Origin of the sequence: Microlunatus sagamiharensis (assembly GCF_900105785.1) — a bacterium.
In the GTDB taxonomy this organism is placed as follows: Bacteria; Actinomycetota; Actinomycetes; order Propionibacteriales; family Propionibacteriaceae; genus Microlunatus; species Microlunatus sagamiharensis.
Genome location: NZ_LT629799.1, coordinates 2,946,252 through 2,967,261, shown reverse-complemented (window position 1 = coordinate 2,967,261; position 21,010 = coordinate 2,946,252). Strand labels below are relative to the sequence as shown.

The following is a 21,010-nucleotide window of genomic DNA, read 5'->3' as shown; positions in this document are numbered from 1 at the left end:
GCACCCGGCGCCGTCGTCTCCGCTGTCGCCGTCGTCGTCGGCACGACCCTAGACCTGCGCGGTGCGCGCACCGCGTTCCGCCAGACTGGGCGCGTGAAGTACAACGAGGGCGCGAACCTCGACCCGTCCCAGGTCGGCAGCCGCGGCGGCAGCGGCGGCAAGGTCGCGATCGGCGGCGGTGCCGGCGTGGTCGTCCTGATCATCGCCCTGCTGCTCGGGGTCAACCCCGGCGACGTGCTCGGGTCGTCCGCCGAGCCCGGCACCCAGTCGAGCCAGGCGCCGGCGTCGCCCTTCGCGCAGTGCACGCGCGGCAGCGACATCGGCAAGGACCGGAACTGCCGCTTCGTGGCGTACACGAACTCGATCCAGGACTACTGGGGCCAGGAGCTGCAGGACTACCAGGTGATCAAGGTCAACACCTTCACCGGGCAGATCTCCACGGCCTGCGGGACGGCGACCTCCGAGGTCGGGCCCTTCTACTGCTCGGGCGACACCGCGGTCTACCTCGACCTCGGCTTCTTCGACGAGCTGACGACCAGGCTCGGCGCGCAGGGCGGCGACGCGGCGGAGGCGTACGTGCTCGCCCACGAGTTCGGCCACCACGTCCAGGACCTCGAGGGCACGCTGGCGCGGGTCCAGGGGGGCTCGGGCGGGACCGGGCCGACGTCGCCGGGCGTACGCCTCGAGCTGCAGGCCGACTGCTACGCCGGGGTGTGGTTCAACCACGCGACGAACGACCCGCAGTCGCCGATCAGCGAGGTCACGCAGGCCGACCTGGACGACGCGCTCGACGCGGCCGCCGCCGTCGGCGACGACCGGATCCAGAAGAAGATGCAGGGCCAGGTGAACCCGGAGTCCTGGACCCACGGCTCGGCGGCGAACCGTCAGAAGTGGCTGACCACCGGCTTCACCTCCGGCGACCCGGCCTCCTGCGACACGTTCGCCCGGGGCGCGGTCTGAGGCTCCTTCGCCGCCTGCGCAGGACCAGCGCCGGCGCCGACGGGCTCGACGGCTCCTGGACGAGCAAGCCCACCAGCTAGTCCACCAGCCGACGTCCCGTCGCGACGTCGAAGGCGTGCAGGCGGGCGGACGAGGTGTCGACCTGCACCGTGTCGCCGACGCGCACGCTGCTGAAGCCGGGGACGCGGACGGTGAACAGGGCCTGCCCGAGGTCGACGATGACGTCGGAGGCGTTGCCCAGCGGTTCGATGACCTTGACGGTGCCGTGGGCCTCGCCCGGCGCCGCGTCCCGCAGCGCGCACTCCTCCGGTCGGAGCCCGACCCGCACCTCGGGCTGGGAGAGCGGGAGCTCGACCCCCAGGCCCGACCCGGCGACGTCGTACCGCCCGGCGCCGCCACGCCGTGCGGGGAGGAGGTTCATGCGCGGCTTGCCGACGAAGGAGGCGACGAAGTCCGTGGCCGGCCGGTGGTAGATCTCGTACGGCGTCCCGTACTGCTCGAGCTTGCCCCGGCTCATCACGACGATGCGGTCCGAGAGCGTCATCGCCTCCTCCTGGTCGTGGGTCACGTAGACGCTCGTCGCCCCGAGCTCGGCGTGCAGCAGCTTGAGCTCGCTGCGGGTCTGGTCCCGGAGCAGGGCGTCGAGGTTCGAGAGAGGCTCGTCGAAGAGGAAGACCGCCGGGCGGCGCGCGATGGCGCGGGCGAGCGCGACCCGTTGCCGCTGGCCGCCGGAGAGCCGGCGGGGCTTGTCCCGCAGCACGTGCTCGATGTCCAGACGGCGTGCGGCGTCGTGGACGCGCTGGTCGATCTCGGGCTTGGGCACCTTGCGCATGCGCAGGCCGAAGGCGATGTTCTCGTAGACGTTCATGTGCGGGTAGAGCGCGTAGTCCTGGAAGACGAAGGCGAGGTCGCGCTTGTCCGCGTCGAGGTCGTCGACGCGCTGGCCGTCGATCAGGATCTCCCCGGAGGTCACGTCCTCCAGCCCGGCGATCATGTTCAGGGTGGTGGACTTCCCGCAGCCCGACGGCCCGAGCAGGGAGACGAACTGCCCGTCCCCGATCGTGTAGCTGAGGTCGTCGACCGCCGGTGGGCCCTCCTTCCGGCCCGGGTAGGTCTTCTGCACGTTCACCAGCTCGATCTCTGCCATGACTACCCCTTCACCGCGCCCTCGACGAGACCGCGGATGATCCACTTCTGAGCCACGAGGGCGAGCACGAGCACCGGCACCGCCGTGATGACGCCTGCCGTCGCCGCCGACGTGTAGTCCATCGCGAACAACCCCTGGAACGCCGCGGTCTTGACCGGCAACGTCGACGCCGAGGTCGACGTCAGGACCTTGGCCAGGAAGAAGTCGCTCCAGCTGGTGATGAAGGCGAGGATCGCGGTCGCGGCCAGACCGGGGGCGGCGAGCGGGAACGCGATCTTGACCATGATCTGCAGCCGGTTGCACCCGTCGATCCGCGCGGCCCGCTCCAGGCTCGGCGGGATCTCGTCGAAGAAGCCGACGAGCATCCAGACGACCAGCGGGAGGATGAAGGCCGTGTACGTGACGATCAGCCCGGGGAGCCGGTCGTACAGCCCGAACGCGCGCAGCAGGATGAACAGGGGCACCGCCAGGACGATCACGGGGATCGCCTGGACCGTCAGCATCCCGAGGAGCAGCGTGCTCCGACCGCGGAACCGGTAGCGGGCGAAGGCGTACGCGCACGCCGAGCCCAGCACCATGCAGATGATCGTGGTCGAGATCCCGACCACGGCCGAGTTGGCCATCGGCACCAGGAACGAGGTGTCGGAGAGCAGGCGGGCGTACGAGGCGCCCGTCAGCAGCGACGGGTCGAGGTCGGGCCGGGCCTGCTGGAGGGCCGAGGACGGGTAGAGGCTGTAGACCAGCATCCAGACGAAGGGCGCCAGCAGGTACACGAGCAGGAGTGCGACGAGCACCCGGTGACCCACCGTGCCGAGCCGTCGGGGCCGCGGTCCTGGCGGCCTGGGGCTGCCCGCCGACGTGTCGACGCGCGGGGCGGTCGTGGCGCTCATCGAGCCTCCTCCCGGTCCTCGCGTCGACGCCCGAGCAGCAGGACCCACATCAGGGTGACGAGGACGATGAGGACCATGGCCGCCACGGCCAGGCTCGCCCCGTAGCCCCGGTCGAGGTTGCTGAAGGTCGTGAGGTAGGCGAGGAAGTTGATCGTCGTCGTGCCCTCCGCGGGCCCGCCGGAACCCCCGGTGAGGACGTAGATGGTGTCGAAGACCTTCAGCGACCACATCGACTGGACGATCAGAGCGAACATGATCGGCCCCCGGAGGTTCGGCAGAGTGATCCGCCGGAAGCGCTGCCAGCCGTTGGCCCCGTCGATGCGCGCCGCCTTGTAGATGTTCGTCGGGATCCCCTGCAGACCGGCGAGCATCAGCAGGCAGAGGAACGGCAGCAGCTTCCACAGCTCGGCGAAGACGAGCACGTTCATGGTCAGGCCCGGGTCGGCGAGCCACTGCACGCGCTCGTCGACCAGGCCGGTCCCCAGCAGGATCGTGTTCATGATCCCGCTCGACCCGTCGAAGATCAGCTTCCACATGATCCCGTTCACCACCGGCGGGACGGCCCAGGGCACCAGGAGCAGCACGCGCACCAGGGTGCGGCCGCGGAACTCGACGTTGAGCAGCACCGCGATCAGGACCGCGAGCGCGACGCCGCCGAGCACCGTGAACACGGAGAAGTAGAGCGTGCGGCCCATGGCCCGGTGCACCGCCGGGTCCACGAGGAGGTCGCGGTAGTTCCCCAGGCCGACGAACGGGTGGTAGGACCCGAGCTTGTCGTTCCAGGAGAAGCCGGACATGTAGAGCGCGTAGCCCATCGGGTAGCCGAGGAGCAGCACCACGACGGCGACGGCCGGCAGCGACAGGCCCACGCCGAAACGCAGGTCCCGACGCCGCCGCAGGTCGGCCCTGCTCACGGTGCTCATGACGTCCTCCCGGGCTCGGTGCTGCTCATCGCCGACCTCAGCGCTTCAGGTACTTGTCGACGAGCGCCTGCGTCTGGGTGGCCAGCGTGTCCAGCGCCTCCTTGGGCGTCGTCTTCTTGTTCATCGCGTTGATGATCTGGACCGACATCAGCTGGTCGAGCTCGCTCGACCACGGGGTGCCCCAGCGCTTCGTCGCGTACTGGGTCGACTCCTGGTAGGTCGTGAGGACCGGCAGCGCCTTCACGCTCGCGGGGTCGGTCAGCACGGGCTCCGAGACCGGGAACCAACCCTCCTGGCTCACGATCTGCTTCTGCACGCCCTCGGTCGCGACGAACTGCAGCCACGCGAGCGCGGCCTCCTTGTTCTTGCTGAACTTGTTGATGGCGAATCCCTCGGAGCCGTCGATGGACGCCGAGCGGACGCTCATCCCGGGGATGAGGCCGTTCCCGACCGTGCTCGCGTCCAGCTTCGACCCCGAACCGGTGGCGACGGCGTACTGGAACGGCCAGTTGAAGACCATCCCCGTGCCGCCCTTCGCGAAGAGGTCACCGAGGTCGGAGGCGTTGGTGATCTGGAGCGACGACGGGTCCATGACCTTGTGCACCTGCAGCAGGTCGACGAAGTTGGAGAGGGCCTGCACACCCTGCTCGCTGTTGAAGATCGGCTTGTAGTCGGCGTCGTACATGTCGCCGCCGTTCAGCAGCAGCACCCGGAGGAAGTTCTGGTACGCGCCGGCCGCGTTGCCGATGTCGCACGCGTAGCCGTAGCGGTCGCCGGAGGTGAGGGACTTGGCGGTGCTGACGAACTCGTCCCAGGTCGCCGGCGCCGCGGAGGGATCGACGCCGGCCTGCTCGAAGAGCGGCTTGGACCAGAACATCGTCTGCACGCTCGAGAACTTCGGCAGCCCGTAGACCTTGCCCTGCCAGGAGACCGCGTCGAGGGCGGGCTTGATCAGGTCGGTCGGGACGGCAGAGGTGTCCAGCTCCTGCAGCCAGCCCGCCTGGCCGAACTCTGCCGACCAGCCCGCCCAGGTCATCACCACGTCGACGCTGCTGTCCTGGGCGGCGAACAGGGTGGCGTAGCGGTCGTGCAGGTCGTTGAAGTTGCCCTGGGAGTACGACTTCACCTTGATGCCGGTCGCGGCCTCGAAGGCCGCGATGGTCGACGACTGGAACAGCTTGTTCGTGTTGTCGTCGACGATCGTGATCTCCCCGGAGGGAGCGCTCCCCGGCTTGAGCGGTGCCTCCGACGTGCCGCCCGACGCGCCGCTGCTCGCAGGGTCGTTGGCGCTGACGCAGCCGCTGAGGGCGACGCCGCCGAGGGCGAGCCCGCTCAGCGAGAGCAGGCGACGGCGGGTGAGGGCGGTTCCGGGCATGGGCGTGTCCTTGGTTCGGTGGGCGGTCAGAGGGTGTGCGGAAGTCCTGCGGCGAGGCTGGTGTGGACGCCCTCGATGGCGGCGGTGACGAGGCAGCCGTGGGCGGCGTCGGGCAGGTCGCGCGGTTCGCCGTTGAGGGCGGCGATGAAGTCGCGAGCCATGTCGATGGGGATCCCCTCCAGGCGGCCGTGCCGCTCGTGGACGCCGAACTGCAGCCAGCTGACGCCGTCCGGGTCGTACCGGGTGACGCCGTCGTAGGAGATGTCCAGGTGGTAGGCCGTGTGCTCGGCCTGCAGCTCGTAGCGGAAGTCGAAGACCGAGGGCGCCGACTCGGGCAGGACCCACGACGAGTTGAGGACGACCGTGGACCCGTCGGACATCAGGAACGACGCACTGACGGCGTCCCAGGTGTCGACCCCGAGCCCGGGCAGGATCCGTCGTGTCCCGCGGGCGAAGACCTCGACGGGTGTGGTCCCCGTCAGCCACATGGTGAGGTCCAGGCTGTGCGGCATCAGGAACCAGGCGGGGGAGCTGTGCGCGGCCCAGCTCAACATGCTGGTCGGCACCCAGCGGGTGTCGTTGAGGTTGACGACCTGGGTCACCGTGCGACCGGCGGTCCCCTGCGACAGCTGGTCGCGGACCTCGATGAACTTCTGGTTCCACCGGTTCTCGAACCCGACGACCACTCGCGAGCCCGCCGCGTCTGCGGCGGCCCTGATGGCTTCGGCGTCGTCGCTGGTGGTCGCGAGCGGCTTCTCCACGAGAAGGTCGAGCCCGCGCGACGCGCAGTCCACGGCCGCGTCCCGGTGCGCGAAGTCCGGGGTGGCGATGATGGCGGCCGTGGCCTCGGGGTGCGCGGCGAGCATGGCGTGCAGGTCGGCGTAGACGGGTACGCCAAGGGTCTCCGCGTTCCGCTCCCGCACCGAGGGGGAGGGGTCGCAGAGGGCGACAAGGGCTGCGTCCGGGTGCTGCTGCACCGTCGCTGCGAACATCGAGCCCCGGATGCCACCGCCGACCACGACGACCTGGGGAACGGAGGCGACCATGGGCGAACCACTTTCGTCAGGGAGGGGCTGCAGACGGACCGAGCGAGCAGCACGAAGTATGTTTTAAACTCTTACATACCCGCATCACACTGTCTAGGGGCCGGGATTACGGTGCTGTGAACAAGTCGAGGGGCCTCAGCGCCTCATCCAGGGGGCCCGCCTTGACGGAGTCGACGGTCAAGCGCGACGTCGGACTGCTGAACCCCGCGAGCATCGGCCAGGTCAACAGGTCACGCGTGCTCGAGCTGCTCCACCAGAATGGTCCGTCGAGCCGGGCTCAGCTGGCCAGGGCGCTGAACGTGAACCGGGCGACGATCGCCTCGATCCTCCAGCCGCTCATCGACAACAACACGCTGGTCGAGGGTGAGCAGGTGGCCGCCTCGCCCAACGGCGGGAAGCCCGCGCGACCGCTGTGGTTCGACGCGGACGGCCTCGAGCTGGGAGGCATGCGACTCGCGGACCGCACCGTCGCTGCGGCGCGCATCGGCATGGACGGCACCGTCCGCGTCCAGGCGCAGGCCACCATCGAGCCCGAGCACGGGATCGACCAGGTGCAGGAGGCGGTGCTCGCGCTCGCAGCCCGCTGCTTCGACGGCCAGGCGCTCCTCGGCATCGGGGTGGCGGCGTCGGGGATGGTCGACACGACGACGGGGACGATCATCTCGCTCCACCTGGCGCCGGTCCTGAACGACTACCCGTTGGGCCGGGTGCTGGCCGAGAGGTTCGGCGTACCGGTGGCCGTCGACCACCACCCGAGGGTCCGGGCGCTGGGGGACAAGTGGTTCGGGCACGGCCGGCACCTGTCGAGCTTCGCGTCGGTCTACACGGGCGAGGCCCTGGGCATGGGCATCGTGCACGAGGGCCGCATCATCGCCGGGCCTGCCGGCGCCGGCGGTGAGTACGGGCACATCGTCGTGGACATGGGCGGCGAGCGTTGCCTGTGCGGCCGCCGTGGCTGCTGGGAGATGGTCGCGAGCGTGCTCTGGCTCCGGCGCGAGGCCGAGCGTCGAGGTGTCGAGGACGCGGGCGCCGTGGGCGCCGCCGCGCTGGCCGGATCTGCGGCTGCGGGTGATCAGACGGCGAAGGAGCTGCTGGACCTCTACGCCCGCAACCTCGCGATCGGCATGGCGAACAACGAGCAGATGCTCGCGTCGGGCACCTACGTCGTCCACGGCGACGCCGCCGCCGGGGGAGAGCTGATGAAGAGCCGGCTCGAGCACTGGCTCACCAGCTTCAGCCCACGGAGAGGTACCCCGCCGTCCGTGGTGCTGGGCGACAGCGGCGACCAGATCGCCCTGCTCGGTGGGGCGGGCCTCGTCCTGTCCCAGGAGCTCGGTGCGGGGATCTGAGCCGAGGGCTCAGCCGCTCGTCGCCGCCCGCTCGCGTCGCTGCAGGGCCAGGCCCACGCTGAAGACGATCAGGCCGAGGACCGGCAGCACGACGGACACCCGGCTCGGCCAGGCGTACGAGTAGCCGGCGGCGAGGACCGCGCCGCCGAGCCAGGCGCCGAGCGCGTTGGCGATGTTCAGGGTGGCGTGGTTGAGGGCCGCGGCGAGCGACTGGCCGCCGGCGGCGGCGTCCATCAGCCGGGTCTGCAGCGCCGGGAGCATCAGGCTGCCGGAGGCGCCGAGCAGGAACACCGCCACGAACGCGCCGACGGGCGTCGTGGCCAGCAGGCCGAACGTGGCCAGCACGACCCCGATCCCGACCAGCCCGCCGAGCAGCGTCGGGACCAGCGCCCGGTCCGCGAGGCGGCCGCCGAGCAGCGTGCCGACGGTCGAGCCGATGCCGAACATCGCGAGGATCCACACCACGCCGCCCTCGCTCAGGCCGGCGAGCGTCATGACGGTCGGGGAGATGTAGGAGTAGGTCGCGAACATGCCGCCGAAGCTCACCATGCCCGTGACCAGGGCGAACCAGACCTGCGGACGCGCGAGCGCGCCGAGCTCCGTACGCACGCTCGCGACCGCGTCGGCGGGGCCGACCCGGACGGGCGGCACGAACGACGCCATCGCGACGAGGCAGAGGACCGCGAGGACGGCGACGGCGACGTAGAGCGCCGGCCAGCCGAGGTGCTGACCGGCCCAGGTGGCGAGAGGAACACCGACGACGTTGGCCACGGTCAGCCCGAGCATGACGCGGGCCACGGCCGAGGCGCGCCGGTTCGGGGCGACGAGGGCGGCGGCGACGAGCGAGGCGACGCCGAAGTACGCGCCGTGCGGCAGGCCGGCGACGAACCGCGCGACGAGCAGGAAGCCGAACGAGGACGCGGCGGCCGAGGCGGCGTTGCCGAGCGCGAAGACGAGCATCAGCGCCAGCAGCAGGCGGCGGCGCGGGATCCGCGCGGCGAGGACGGCGATGAGCGGGGCGCCGACGACGACGCCGAGCGCGTACGCGGAGATCAGGCTGCCGGCGGTCGGGATGGAGACGCCGACGCCCGCGGCGATCTGGGGCAGCAGGCCCATGGAGGCGAACTCGGTCGTGCCGATCGCGAAGCCGCCGACGGCGAGGGCGAAGAGCGCCCAGCCGGCCCTGGCGGGGCGGTCGCCGCCGAGCGAGCCGAAGCGGAGGGGAGCGGGCGCGGACGTCGTCGCGACGGGAGGCGTGGCGGCAGGCGCAGGCGTGGTGGTGGTCATCAGCGGTTCCTCGGGTGGGGCACGGGCACGAGGTCTCCGCTGACCAGGGACCTCAACCCTCCCACGGCACGGCCTGTTCGGAGTGCCCGTCAATCGGGCCCAGGGACGAACAACGGGTGACTTCCTGCACCGTCACGGTGCAGGAAGTCACCCGATGACGCTCGGCTCAGGCGTGCCCGGTTGCGGGGCCGTCGACCTCCTGCGGGCGGTCGTCCGGGACCGCGGCGTCCTCGGCCTCGGCGTGGCTGATCTCCAGCCCGGCCACCGGGTTGCCGCCGGCCGTGCCCTGGTCGCCGCGCTCGGGCAGCTCGCCGGCGGGCGTCGCCTCGTGCGGCGGGGCACCGCCGTCGCTCGCCCGGGACACGCGCTGGGTCGACTCCGCGGCGTAGGCGCGCGACTCCCGGTTGTTGTGGACGTCGATCTCCTGCAGGTCCGGGGTCTCCGGGGTGTCGTTGCTCATGTGCCGACCGTAGTGGGCGGCGCCGCACCCGGGGCTCCAGTGCTCAGACGGGGCGCTCCTCCACGACGCCGCGCTCCACGTGCAGGCGGCGGGTGACGTGCACGGCCTCGAGCATCCGTCGGTCGTGGCTGACCAGGACGAGCGTCCCCGCGTACGAGGCGAGCGCGCTCTCCAGCTGCTCGATCGCCGGGAGGTCGAGGTGGTTGGTCGGCTCGTCGAGGACGAGCAGGTTGGTCCCGCGCGACTGCAGCAGGGCCAGTGCGGCCCGAGTCCGTTCGCCGGGGGAGAGCGAGGAGGCGGCGCGGCGGACGTGGTCGGCCCGCAGCCCGAACTTGGCCAGGAGCGTCCGCACGTCGGCGGGGCTGAGGTCGGGCAGCTCCCGCTCCATGACGTCGACGAGCAGGTCGGGCCCGTCGACGAGGTCGCGGGCCTGGTCGACCTCGCCGACGCGGACAGATGCGCCGAGGGAGGCGAGCCCCTCGTCGGGCGCCGTGCGACCCAGCAGGAGGCGGATGAGCGTGGTCTTGCCGGCCCCGTTCGGGCCGAGGACGGCGACGCGGTCGCCGTAGGAGAGGGTCAGGTCGACCGGCCCGAGGGTGAAGGTCCCGCGGTGCACGACGGCGCGGTTCAGGGTGGCGACGACGCTGCCCGAGCGCGGGGCGGCCGCGATCTCCATCTGCAGCTGCCACTCCTTGCGCGGCTCCTCGACCTCGTCGAGCCGCTCGATCAGGCGCTCGGTGGCCCGCACCTTGGAGGCCTGCTTCTCCGTGCGGTTGATCCGGAAGTCGCGCTGCGCCTTGTCGTTGTCCTTCGGGTTCTTCTTCTCCTTGGTCACCCCCTGCACGGCCCAGGCGCGCTGCGCCCGCATCCGCTGCGTGAGGTCGGCCCTGGTCTCGGAGTACTCCTCGTACGCCTCGCGCGCGTGCTGGCGGCGGACCTCGCGCTCGTGGAGGTAGGCCTCGTAGCCGCCGCCGAAGACCTCGACCTTCTGCTGCGCTAGGTCGAGCTCGACGACCGTCGTCACGCAGCGCCGCAGGAACTCGCGGTCGTGGCTCACGACGACCGCGCCGACGCGGAGGGTCTGCACGAAGCGCTCGAGCCGGTCGAGCCCGTCGAGGTCGAGGTCGTTGGTCGGCTCGTCGAGCAGCAGCACGTCGAAGCGCGACAGCAGCAGCGCGAGCAGGCCCACGCGGGCCGCCTCGCCGCCGGACAGGCTGGTCATCGCCGCGTCGAGCGGGACGGTGAGACCCAGGTCGGCGGCCTGCTCGGCCGTGCGCTCCTCGAGGTCGGCGCCGCCCAGGGCGAGCCAGCGGTCGAAGGCGACCGCGTACCAGTCGTCGGAGCCGGCGTCCTCGCGCGACAGCGCCTCGGTCGCCGCGTCGAGGTCGCGCTGGGCGTCGGCGACCCCCGTACGCCGGGCGACGTACGCGGTCACGTCCTCGTCTCCTCGACGTTCGGGCTCCTGCGGCAGCAGACCGACGGTGGCGCTCGGCGGGCTCAGCGCGATGGTCCCCGCCTCGGGCCGACCGAGCCCGGCGAGCAGGCCGAGGAGCGTGGACTTGCCGGCGCCGTTCGCGCCGACCAGCCCGGTGACGTCGCCGGGGGCGACGGTGAGGTCCAGGCCGGAGAACAGGACGCGCGCCCCGTGCCCGGCGCTGAGGTCACGGGCGACGAGGGTGGCGGACACGGGGGACCAACTTACGGACGTGGTCGCTGTCGTGCGACCAGATTTACGGTGGAGGGCTCGGACGAGGACCGCCCCCTGAGCCTGTCGAAGAGCCCCGAAGGGGTCGGCGTCCTCCTGGCGAGAGGAGCACGCCGACCTCTCCGAGGCCCTTCGACAAGCTCAGGGGGCGTACATCAGCCCCTGGTGATCAGTTGCAGGTCACGCCGGTGGCGTGGACGGGGCAGTAGCCGAACGGGTTCTTGTCGAGGTACTGCTGGTGGTAGTCCTCGGCGTAGTAGAAGTCCGGCGCGGACTTGATCTCGGTGGTGATCTGCCCGTAGCCCGAGCGGGTGAACTGCACCTGGTACTCGTCGCGGACACGCTCGGCCGTCTCCAGCTGCTCGGGCGTGGTGGTGTAGATCGCCGAGCGGTACTGCGTGCCCACGTCGTTGCCCTGGCGCATGCCCTGGGTCGGGTCGTGGTTCTCGAAGAAGATCTTGAGCAGCTGCTCGAAGCTCGTCTTCTGCGGGTCGTAGCTGACCTTGACGATCTCGGTGTGCCCGGTGCGGGCGCTGCAGACCTCCTCGTACGAGGGGTTGGGTGTGTAGCCGCCCTGGTAGCCGGCCGCGGTGTTCGTGACGCCGGGGGCCTGCCAGTAGAGCTTCTCCGCGCCCCAGAAGCAGCCGAGGGCGAGGTAGACGACATCGGAGCCCGTCGGGACCTGCTGGACCGGGATGCCGAAGATCTCGTGGAACGTGGGGTCGACCAGCACCGAGCGGCCGCGACCGGGAAGGGCCTGCTCCGGCTCGACGAGCGTCGACTTCATCTTCGAGAAGAACATGGGTACGAGTCTGCCTCTCTGCGCGGACCTGGATGGCCCGGCAGGAGGTGCAACCGTCGCGCACGACCCGATGTTCCGGGGGCGCCGCGTTCCCTGAACCGGGCGGAGGGCCCCGCGTAGCCTCGGGCCCGTGAGCGAACAGCAGGGTTTCAGCACGCGCGCCATCCACGCCGGCCCGGAGGCGGACCCGGCGTACGGGGCGGTGACGCCGCCGATCTACGCGACGTCGACCTACTCCCAGGACGGCGTCGGCGGGCTCAAGGGCGGCTACGAGTACTCGCGCTCGGGCAACCCGACGCGGACCGTGCTGGAGCAGACGCTCGCCTCGCTCGAGGGCGGCCGGCACGGGCTCGCCTTCGCCAGCGGCCTCGCCGCCGAGGACGCGGTGCTGCGCGCGTTCACCGGGCCCGACGGCCACGCCGTGATCCCGCACGACGCGTACGGCGGCACCTACCGCCTGTTCGCCCGCGTGTACGACGGGTGGGGCCTGCAGGTCTCGCCGGTCGACCTCACCGACCTCGACGCCGTGCGCGCCGCGATCGTGCCGGAGCGCACGACGATCGTGTGGGTCGAGACGCCGACCAACCCGCTGCTGAGCGTCGCCGACATCGCCGGCATCGCCGAGCTCGCGCACGCCGCCGGGGCGCTGCTCGTGGTCGACAACACCTTCGCGAGCCCCTACCTGCAGCAGCCGCTCGCGCTCGGCGCCGACATCGTCGTGCACTCGACGACCAAGTACGTCGGCGGGCACTCCGACGTCGTCGGCGGCGCGCTGGTCGTCTCCGACGACGCGCTGGCCGAGAAGCTGCGGTTCCACCAGAACGCGATGGGCGCGGTGGCCGGTCCGTTCGACGCCTGGCTCACGCTGCGCGGGATCCGTACGCTCGCCGTCCGCATGGAGCGCCACTGCGACAACGCCGAGCGCGTGGCGCAGTTCCTCGAGGGCCACCCCAAGGTCGCCGAGGTGATCTACCCCGGCCTGGAGTCGCACGCCGGTCACGACCTGGCCGCGCGTCAGATGCGCCGCTTCGGCGGGATGGTGAGCTTCCGCGTCCACGGCGGCGAGGAGGAGGCGGTCGCCGTGTGCGGGCGCACGAAGGTGATCATCCTCGGCGAGTCGCTCGGCGGGGTGGAGTCCCTCATCGAGCACCCCGGCCGCATGACGCACGCCTCCGTCGCGGGCACCCGGCTCGAGGTGCCGGCTGACCTCGTCCGGATCAGCGTGGGCATCGAGGACGCGGACGACCTCGTCGCCGACCTCGAGCAGGCGCTCGCCGGCTGAGCTGGGCCGAGGGACGCTCCCTGAGCCTGTCGAAGGGCCTCGACAAGGTCGGCGTCCCCTCTCAGCCTGAGCAGCAGCTGGACACGCCCACCCGTTGCGGACCCTTCACGGTGCTCAGCCCGAGACGCCGGCCAGGAGCGCGCTGACCAGCAGAGCGACGATCACCGAGTTGAAGACGAAGGCCACGAGCGTGTGGCGCCCGACGCGACGCCGCATCGCCCGGGTCGTCACCTCGACGTCGGAGGAGGAGTAGGTCGTGCTGATCTGCAGCGCGAGGTAGGCGTAGTCGTCGAAGACGGGGCGCTCCTCGCCCGGGAAGGCGAGCCCGCCCGACTCGACGTCGGTGCGCATGTACTGCACCGCGAAGGTGACCACCACGACCAGCCAGCTCGCGATCACGGCGAGGCCGCTCGCCACGAGCACCATGGCGTCGGCACGCAGGACGGGCTGGACGGCCACGAGCACGACCACGGCCAGCGAGAAGAGCCCCGCCGACACCGACCAGCTCGTCGCGCCACCGCCGCTGAGCGCGAGGGCGACCCGGGCCGACCGCTCCCGGGGTCGGGTCGCCCGAAGCACCCGCTCCAGCTCGGGACGCTCGGAGGACCGGAACGTCGACCAGGTGAGGACCGCGTAGAGGACGAAGTAGGCAACGAGGCTCGCCAGCCCGACGACCAGCTGGTCGCGGACGAAGGCGGCGCGGCCGTCCTCGCCGAGGTCCGGCGACGCGGCCAGGCCGACTGCCGCCGCGATCGGGACGGTCAGGCCCAGGGCGAACCAGGCGCGGAAGGCGTCCCCGGTCAGCCGGGGTGGCCGGCGAGGGACGACCCTCGTGGCCGGCCGGGGTGCCCGCCTCGGGGCCGGCGTCCTCCTGCGGGACATGCGGCGTTCCTCTCGTCGCGTCCGCCGAGCCTAGATTGCTCCCGTGCTCGAGAGGCTGGAGGCACGGCCCCGAGGTGCCGGGAGCACTCAGACCGTGGGAAGGCGCCAGTCGATCGGCTCCGCGCCCTGGGCCGCGAGGAGCTCGTTGACCCGGCTGAAGGGACGCGAGCCGAAGAAGCCGTAGCGCGCCGAGAGCGGCGACGGGTGGGCGCTCTCGACGACGGGGACGTCGCCGAGGAGAGGCGCGAGCTTGCGCGCGTCGCCACCCCACAGCACGGCGACGAGCGGTCCGCCGCGCTCGACGAGCGCCTCGATCGCGCGCTGGGTGACCTGCTCCCAGCCCTTGCGGCGGTGCGAGCCGGACTGGCCCGGCGCGACGGTGAGGACGCGGTTGAGGAGCAGGACGCCCTGCTCGAACCACGCCGAGAGGTCGCCGTGCGCCGCCGGGGCGATGCCGAGGTCGGCCTCGAGCTCGCGGTAGACGTTCGCCAGCGAGCGCGGCAGCGGGCGGACGTCGGGCGCCACGGAGAAGGCGAGCCCGACGGGGTGCCCGGGGTTGGGGTAGGGGTCCTGCCCGACGACGAGCACGCGGACGTCGGCGAGCGGGCGTCCGAACGCGCGCAGCACGCGGTCGCGCAACGGCAGGTAGACCCGACCCGCCGCGTCCTCGGCGTCGCAGAACGCCTCGGCGCGGGCGAGCGCGGCCTCGGCGGGGCGCAGCGCCTCGGCCCAGTCGGGCGCGAGCTGCTCAGTCCACGCGGGTCGGCTCATCGCTGCCCTCCGGGTCGCGGACCTCGACGGGGGTGGGGCGCGGCCTCTCGCGCGGCATCCGGGCCGAGGCGAACGTCCCGACCAGCAGCAGCGCCGCCCCCACCGCGAAGGCGACCGGGTAGCCGACCTGGTCGGCGAGGAAGCCGGCCACGAGCGGGCCGAGGATCGCGCCCACGTCCGACGACATCGAGAAGATCGCGACCGGGGTGCCGCCGCGTGCGCCGGCCGCGTCGCCGACGGAGGCGGCCGGTGCCGTGCCGAGGAAGGCCGCGGACACCCCGTAGACGCAGAGCACGGCGATGAGGACGTAGACGTTCGGGGCGAAGGCGACGGCCAGGATCGAGCCGGCCGCGAGCGCGGTGCCGAGCACCATCGCCGGGCGGCGCCCGACCGTGTCGACGAACCGTCCCGCCGGCCCGACGGCGACGGTCTGCACGACGGCCGCGCAGGTGAAGGCGATGCCGGTCCAGGAGGTGTCGCGCCCCAGGACCTCGACGACGAGCACCGGCACGAGGGCCGAGCGGACCCCGAACGACGACCAGCCCTGCCCGAGGTTGACCAGGCAGGCGGCCTGGAAGCGCCGGTCGCGCAGGACCTCGCGCAGCGGGCGGACGGGCAGCGCAGGCGCGTCGTCGTCGCGGGCCGACCGCGTCCGCAGCAGCAGGAGTCCGACGGTGCCGGCGACGGCGAGCGTGGCGGCGTAGAAGAAGAAGGGCGCGGTGATGCTGATGGCCGACAGCAGCCCGCCGATCGCGGGCCCGGCCATCCCGCCGATGAGGAAGCCCGCCTGGAAGAAGCCGGCGGCGCGGCCGCGGAGCTCGTGGCGCACGCTCGTCAGCAGCAGCGTCGTGGCCGACACCGTGAACATCGCCGAGCCGATCCCGCCGAGACCGCGCAGCACCAGCAGCTGGCCGTAGCTCGTCGAGATGCCGGCGAGCCCGCTCGAGACCGCGACCACGTAGATGCCGACGGCCAGGACCAGGCGCTCGCCGAAGAGGGCGATGAGGCGGCCGCAGAAGGGGCTGCAGGCCAGCCGCATCAGCGCGAAGGCCGACACCACGGCGCCGACCTGGAAGTTGTCGACCCCGAAGCTGCGGGCGAAGACCGGCAGCACCGGCACCAGGACGCCGAAGCCGACGGCCACGCAGAAGGCGATCAACCCGAGGACGTAGACCTCGCGGGGGAGGGGCTGGCGCCGTCCCGCTCCGGGCAGGAAGGCGGGACGCTGGCGAGGCACCGGCACAGTGTGCCCCGCGTGGGCGGGCGGGAGCGGCCCGGACCACTACCGTTGGAGAGCCCGGCACGTTGCGTCGGGCGGAGGAGAGAGCAGGCGCATGACCATTTCCCAGCAGCTCCGGCGTGGGGCCGACCGTCTCCGGGCCAGGACCGCTGAGGCCCGCGCCCGCGCGGACACCCGGGCGCTGCCCGCAGGACCGACCGCACCCGCGGCCGACGGCGCGACCGTCGCCGCGCCCGAGTCGGCGGTCCCGGAGATGCACGTGCACGTCGAGGAGAAGAACTCGGTCTACGACCAGGCCGTACCCGACGGCCTGCACGTCGCGGCCGCCTGGGGCTGGCGGGTGATCGTCGTCGCGATCATGGCCGCCGGGATCGCGTACGCGCTCGCGTACCTCTCCGAGGTGACGATCCCGCTGCTCGTGGCCGTGCTCCTGACCGCCCTGCTGCTGCCGGTCACCAAGCGGCTGCACTCCTGGGGGGTCAACCTGGGGCTGGCCACCGCCATCACCGTCCTGGGCGGGATCGCCGTCATCGCCGGCGTGCTCTACCTGATCGTCAGCTCGATCGTGTCGCAGTCGTCCACCCTGGGCACGAACGTGACCACCGGCTTCAAGCAGCTCTCCAACTGGTTGCAGAACGGCCCGCTGCACGTGAGCGCGACCTACTTCAACCCCGACGAGTGGGTCACGCGGATCACCAGCTGGGTCACCGCCAGCCAGGACACGATCACCACGTACGCGGCCGAGATCGGCTCGTCGGTCGGCCACTTCCTCGCCGGGACGGCGCTGACCCTCTTCTCGCTGTTCTACTTCCTGCACAACGGGCGCGAGATCTTCACCTTCTGCATGCGCTTCTTCCCCCGTCGTTCGCGCCGCCGGGTCGACGGCGCCGCCCTCAACGGCTGGCAGTCGCTGTCGTCGTACGTGCGCGCGACGATCGTCGTCGCGCTCGCCGACGGTCTGGGCGTGCTGATCGCGGCGCTCATCATCGGCGTGCCAGCTGCCCCCGCGCTCGCGGCGCTCGTCTTCATCGGCGCCTTCGTGCCGATCGTCGGCGCCTTCGTCTCGGGCTTCGTCGCCGTCCTCGTGGCGCTCGTCGCCCTCGGCTGGGTGCAGGCCCTGTTCATGCTGGGCGCGATCATCGTGGTGATGCAGGTCGAGGGCCACCTGCTGCAGCCGTTCCTGCTCGGGCGCGCCGTCAAGCTGCACCCGCTCGCCGTGCTGCTCGCCATCGCGATCGGCATCATCCTCGGCGGCATCGTCGGCGCGCTGTTCGCCGTCCCGATGCTCGCCTTCGTCAAGACGTTCGTGCAGCACCTCTCCGACGAGGTCCCCGACCCGAGCACCAACCAGGTCGCCCGCTAGAACGTTCGGCCCGGAGGCCGCCGCGTCGAGAGTGACGACGCGCGGACGACCTCGGGACAACCTCGGAACGGTCACCCGGTGTGTCGTCACGCTCGCCGTACCCGAGCCCTCTCGTCCACGCACAGCACGAGGGCGGGCCCGGCCTCAGCCGGACCCGCCCTCGGTGTCGTTCAGGGGGTGCTCACCCTCAGAGGGCGGAACCCTTCGCGTACTCCTTGAAGGACGCGTTCCAGTCGGAGTAGCCGTTGCCCGGCTCGATCCCGCGATTGGTGCCGGTGGTGACGACCGGGTCGCCGATCAGGGTCTGCTCGCTGAGCCAGCGCGAGTCGGCGATGCTCATGCCGACGCAGCCGTGGCTGACGTTCGCGCGGCCCTGGCTGCCGACGCTCCACGGGGCGGAGTGCAGGAACTCCCCGGAGTTGGTGAGCCGCATCGCGTACGCCGCCTTGAGGCTGTACTCCTCCTCGGCGCCGATCTGCTCGTTGGTCATGACCTTGTCGTACTCCTTGGCCATGATCAGCTTGGTGCCGCTGCGGGTCGTCCAGCCCGGCTTGCCGCCCGTGACCGGGATGCTGCGGACCTTCTTGCCGTCCTTGTACGCCGTCAGGTAGTGCGACTTGAGGTTGACCTTCATGACGAACTCACGCCCGATGGTGAAGTTCGTCTTCGACGACTTCTGCCCGTAGTTGCCGTTGCCGGCCGGCACGCCGTTGACGTCGGCCTCGACGCTCACCTTGGTGCCCGGCTTCCAGTACGACTTCGGGCGCCAGTGCACCTCCTGGTTGCTGTACCAGTGCCAGCTGCCGGTCTGCTTGGGGACCGTCGTGACGTGCAGGTTCTTCTCGAAGGACTTGCGGTCGGTGACCGGGGTGTCGAAGCGCACGACCGCCGGCATCCCGACGCCGACCTTGCTGCCGGGCAGCGGGTAGAGCTCGGGGAAGACCTGGTCGCTGAGGGCGAGCTGCTGGGTCTTGAACGTCGTCTTCTGCGTCGACTTGTCCCCGGCGGTGTTCTTGCCGGTGACGGTCATCGTGTAGGTGCCCGACGGCTCCAGGCGGTCGCCCGCGGTCCAGCTCGTCTTCGCCTTGTTCATCGACCCCTTGAGGGTGCCCTCCTGGGCCTTGCCCTTGGTGTCGGTGTACGTGTAGTCGACCGCGACCTTGGACAGCTGGCCCTGGCTCGCCTTGGCGGTCACGAGGGTCGAGACCTGGACGCCCTTGGCGCCGTCGTCGACGTTCGAGGACAGCTCGACCGCCGGCGTGGTCGGCGTCGCCGAGGGGCTGGGGGAGGAGCTGTTGCTCGGCTGCGAGCTGCCTGCGGGGGTTGAGGCGCCACCGGTCGAGCCCTGCGCGTCGGGCACGGTGCCGCAGCCGGCGCTCACGGCCAGGAGCAGGACGGCGGAGGCCAGGCCACCAGCGGCCAGGTGTCGTCGGGTCGGCATTCGGTGCTCGTCTCCTCGAGGCTGCGTACGGGCTGGACTCGGTCTCGCCGTCGGCCCTGCGGTCGGGGCGTCCGTGGTCGGTGTGGGCACGTCACCTCAGGCTCCGCTAAGGTGCCCGCCCACCCGCGCTCCCAATGTGCCATCCGGGTGGGCCAATTCCTAATCGTTCTCGACCTCGAGACGAGACCGTTGCGTACTTCTACGGCGGCCGTCGGAATGGTGACGCCGCGGTGTCGGCCGGCCCGCGGGACCCGCCGCGCGGCGGGTCCCACGGGGTCGTCCGAGGTCAGTGGCCGACGGCCACCAGCTGCTCCTCGCGCTCGGCGGAGCCGGTCGGCGCCGACGGCTCCCGGCCGCCCAGCACCTTCTCGCGCATGAGGACCGCGATCACCAGCGCCACGGCCAGGAAGGGCACGGCGACGAGGAAGACGTCGTCCATGGCCTGGGTGAAGGCCGTCAGCACCCAGGTGCGGACCGGCTCCGGGAGGGCGCGGATCGCGGTCACGTCGTTCACCGCGCCGGTGGCCGCTCCGGCCTGGCCGCCCGCCCCGGCCGGGATCACCGTGGCGAGGTGGTGGGCCAGCCGGGTGTTGAGGATCGCGCCGAACAGCGCCGTCCCGACCGCGCCGCCCATCGAGCGGAAGAAGGTCACCGCCGCCGTGGCGACGCCCATGTGCCTGCGGTCGACGCTGTTCTGCACGGCGGTGACGACGACCTGCATGGTGAGGCCGAGGCCCGCGCCGAAGACGAACATCAGCACGGCGATCAGCCCGTACGACGTGTCCACCGCGATCCGCGAGAGACCGACGAAGGCGACGCCGACGACGATCGCGCCGGTGATCGGCATCCACTTGTAGCGCCCCGTGCGGCTCATGATCTGGCCGCCGGAGATCGAGGTGGAGAAGATGCCGAGGACGAGCGGCAGCATGGCCAGGCCGGACTCGGTGGCGCTCATGCCCTTGACCGCCTGCAGGTAGATGGGCAGGTAGATCAGGCCGCCGAACATGGCGACGCCCATGATCATGGCGAAGCTGATGTTGGACACGAAGGTCCAGGAGCGGAAGAGCTCGAGCGGGATGATCGGCTCCTCGGCGCGGCGCTCCACCGCGACGAAGAGCGCGCCGAGGACGACGACCGCGGCGAGCAGGCCGAGGCCGACCGCCGAGGTCCACCCGCGGTCCGGGCCGGCCCAGCTCAGGTAGAGCACCAGGCTCGTCACCGAGCCGACGATGGTCGCCGCGCCCAGGTAGTCCACCGACGCGTCGCGCTGGACGTGCGGGAGCTTGAGCGCGATCGAGGTGACGACCAGGGCCGCGGCGCCGATCGGCAGGTTGATGAAGAAGATCCACTCCCAGCCGAGGTGGTCGGTGAACAGGCCGCCCAGCAGCGGGCCCGCGACCGAGGAGACGCCGAAGACGGCACCGAAGAGGCCCTGGTACTTGCCGCGCTCGCGCGGCGGGATGACGTCGCCGATGACGGCGAGCGCGAGCGACATGAGCCCGCCGCCGCCGAGGCCCTGGACCGCGCGCCCGATGATCATCACGTCGATGCCCGAGAGGCCGAGCGCGTTCGAGATCGGCAGGGCGAAGCCGCAGATCACGGACCCGACGAGGAAGACCAGGATCGCGGCCTGGAAGACGGGACGGCGCCCGCGCAGGTCGGAGATCTTGCCCCACAGGGGCGTCGCCGCGGTCGAGGTCAGCAGGTACGCGGTGACGACCCAGGAGAGCTTGTCGAGGCCGCCGAGCTCGGAGGTGATCTTGGGCAGCGCGACGCCGACGATGCTCTGGTCGAGCGCGGCCAGGAACATGCCGGCCATCAGGCCGCCGATGACGACGAGGATCTGGCGGTGGCTGAGGTAGCCGCCGTCGCCCGTGCCCGTGCCCGTCGCCGGCGCCTGGGGCGCCGTGCTGGTGCCCGGGGTGCCGCCGGCCTGCGCGGCGGTCGCCTCCAGGGCCTCCCGGGCGGCGCGGGCGGGGTGGCCGGAGGGCGCGGCCTCCGGGTGCGGTGCGGCCGGGTCCTCGACGAGGGCGCGGCGTGGTTCGTACGTGCTCATGGTGGGTCTCTGTCTGCTCTGGTGGTGCGTG

Annotated in this window: 18 protein-coding genes; 4 read left to right on the top strand and 14 right to left on the bottom strand. The window is 71.7% G+C overall.

Features of this window, described 5'->3' with window-relative positions; translation table 11 throughout:
* Positions 1-93 precede the first annotated feature (93 nt).
* The gene (gene ypfJ, locus BLU42_RS13620; protein ID WP_091080475.1) at positions 94-960 is read left to right on the top strand and encodes a KPN_02809 family neutral zinc metallopeptidase; all 867 of its coding nucleotides are present in this window, start codon (positions 94-96) and stop codon (positions 958-960) included.
* A gap of 76 nt (positions 961-1,036) precedes the next feature.
* Here ypfJ and BLU42_RS13615 read toward each other — a convergent pair whose 3' ends face one another.
* From BLU42_RS13615 to BLU42_RS13595, 5 genes are read right to left on the bottom strand one after another with little or no spacing between them, the layout of a single operon-like run.
* Complete coding sequence (locus BLU42_RS13615; RefSeq protein ID WP_091075229.1) at positions 1,037-2,107, bottom strand: ABC transporter ATP-binding protein; 1,071 nt, start codon at positions 2,105-2,107, stop codon at positions 1,037-1,039.
* 2 nt (positions 2,108-2,109) lie between these two features.
* The gene (locus tag BLU42_RS13610) at positions 2,110-2,997 is read right to left on the bottom strand and encodes a carbohydrate ABC transporter permease (protein WP_091075225.1); all 888 of its coding nucleotides are present in this window, start codon (positions 2,995-2,997) and stop codon (positions 2,110-2,112) included.
* Positions 2,994-3,920, bottom strand: a complete 927-nt coding sequence (locus BLU42_RS13605; RefSeq protein WP_091075222.1) for a carbohydrate ABC transporter permease — start codon at positions 3,918-3,920, stop codon at positions 2,994-2,996. Before BLU42_RS13605 ends, BLU42_RS13610 begins: the two co-directional genes overlap by 4 nt.
* A gap of 37 nt (positions 3,921-3,957) precedes the next feature.
* Positions 3,958-5,295, bottom strand: a complete 1,338-nt coding sequence (locus BLU42_RS13600; protein ID WP_091075220.1) for an extracellular solute-binding protein — start codon at positions 5,293-5,295, stop codon at positions 3,958-3,960.
* Positions 5,296-5,321: 26 nt separating this feature from the next.
* The gene (locus BLU42_RS13595; protein WP_091075218.1) at positions 5,322-6,341 is read right to left on the bottom strand and encodes a Gfo/Idh/MocA family protein; all 1,020 of its coding nucleotides are present in this window, start codon (positions 6,339-6,341) and stop codon (positions 5,322-5,324) included.
* A gap of 161 nt (positions 6,342-6,502) precedes the next feature.
* Here BLU42_RS13595 and BLU42_RS13590 point away from each other — a divergent pair, with 161 nt between their 5' ends.
* Positions 6,503-7,690, top strand: coding sequence for an ROK family protein (locus tag BLU42_RS13590; RefSeq protein ID WP_091075215.1), 1,188 nt, complete (start codon positions 6,503-6,505; stop codon positions 7,688-7,690).
* A 9-nt stretch (positions 7,691-7,699) separates the two neighbouring features.
* Here BLU42_RS13590 and BLU42_RS13585 read toward each other — a convergent pair whose 3' ends face one another.
* The 4 genes from BLU42_RS13585 to msrA form a co-directional block, all read right to left on the bottom strand.
* Positions 7,700-8,977: an MFS transporter gene (locus BLU42_RS13585; protein ID WP_091075213.1), complete on the bottom strand. Its 1,278-nt coding sequence runs from the start codon at positions 8,975-8,977 to the stop codon at positions 7,700-7,702.
* A gap of 166 nt (positions 8,978-9,143) precedes the next feature.
* Positions 9,144-9,437, bottom strand: a complete 294-nt coding sequence (locus BLU42_RS13580) for a hypothetical protein (RefSeq protein ID WP_091075211.1) — start codon at positions 9,435-9,437, stop codon at positions 9,144-9,146.
* A 43-nt stretch (positions 9,438-9,480) separates the two neighbouring features.
* Entirely contained in the window at positions 9,481-11,124 is a 1,644-nt protein-coding gene (locus BLU42_RS13575; RefSeq protein ID WP_091075209.1) for an ABC-F family ATP-binding cassette domain-containing protein, read from the bottom strand.
* A gap of 187 nt (positions 11,125-11,311) precedes the next feature.
* Positions 11,312-11,944 carry a peptide-methionine (S)-S-oxide reductase MsrA gene (msrA, locus tag BLU42_RS13570; protein WP_091075207.1) on the bottom strand — a complete coding sequence of 211 codons (633 nt, stop codon included), beginning with the start codon at positions 11,942-11,944 and terminating at the stop codon, positions 11,312-11,314.
* Positions 11,945-12,074: 130 nt separating this feature from the next.
* On the opposite strand from msrA, the gene BLU42_RS13565 reads away from it, so the two are divergent.
* On the top strand, positions 12,075-13,226 hold the full coding sequence (locus tag BLU42_RS13565) for a cystathionine gamma-synthase (protein WP_091075205.1): 1,152 nt from the start codon (positions 12,075-12,077) through the stop codon (positions 13,224-13,226).
* A gap of 114 nt (positions 13,227-13,340) precedes the next feature.
* On the opposite strand, the gene BLU42_RS13560 is transcribed toward BLU42_RS13565, so the two are convergent.
* The 3 genes from BLU42_RS13560 to BLU42_RS13550 form a co-directional block, all read right to left on the bottom strand.
* Positions 13,341-14,108: a DUF1345 domain-containing protein gene (locus tag BLU42_RS13560; protein WP_091075203.1), complete on the bottom strand. Its 768-nt coding sequence runs from the start codon at positions 14,106-14,108 to the stop codon at positions 13,341-13,343.
* 87 nt (positions 14,109-14,195) lie between these two features.
* The gene (locus BLU42_RS13555) at positions 14,196-14,879 is read right to left on the bottom strand and encodes a uracil-DNA glycosylase (RefSeq protein WP_091075201.1); all 684 of its coding nucleotides are present in this window, start codon (positions 14,877-14,879) and stop codon (positions 14,196-14,198) included.
* Entirely contained in the window at positions 14,857-16,116 is a 1,260-nt protein-coding gene (locus tag BLU42_RS13550) for an MFS transporter (protein ID WP_091080471.1), read from the bottom strand. The genes BLU42_RS13555 and BLU42_RS13550 overlap by 23 nt, the downstream gene beginning before the upstream one ends.
* Before the next feature lie 97 nt (positions 16,117-16,213).
* On the opposite strand from BLU42_RS13550, the gene BLU42_RS13545 reads away from it, so the two are divergent.
* Entirely contained in the window at positions 16,214-17,482 is a 1,269-nt protein-coding gene (locus BLU42_RS13545) for an AI-2E family transporter (RefSeq protein WP_091075199.1), read from the top strand.
* A gap of 187 nt (positions 17,483-17,669) precedes the next feature.
* On the opposite strand, the gene BLU42_RS13540 is transcribed toward BLU42_RS13545, so the two are convergent.
* Together BLU42_RS13540 and BLU42_RS13535 are read right to left on the bottom strand one after the other, a co-directional pair.
* Entirely contained in the window at positions 17,670-18,923 is a 1,254-nt protein-coding gene (locus BLU42_RS13540) for a L,D-transpeptidase (protein ID WP_091075197.1), read from the bottom strand.
* Positions 18,924-19,209: 286 nt separating this feature from the next.
* Complete coding sequence (locus BLU42_RS13535) at positions 19,210-20,979, bottom strand: MDR family MFS transporter (protein ID WP_091075195.1); 1,770 nt, start codon at positions 20,977-20,979, stop codon at positions 19,210-19,212.
* Positions 20,980-21,010 lie beyond the last annotated feature (31 nt).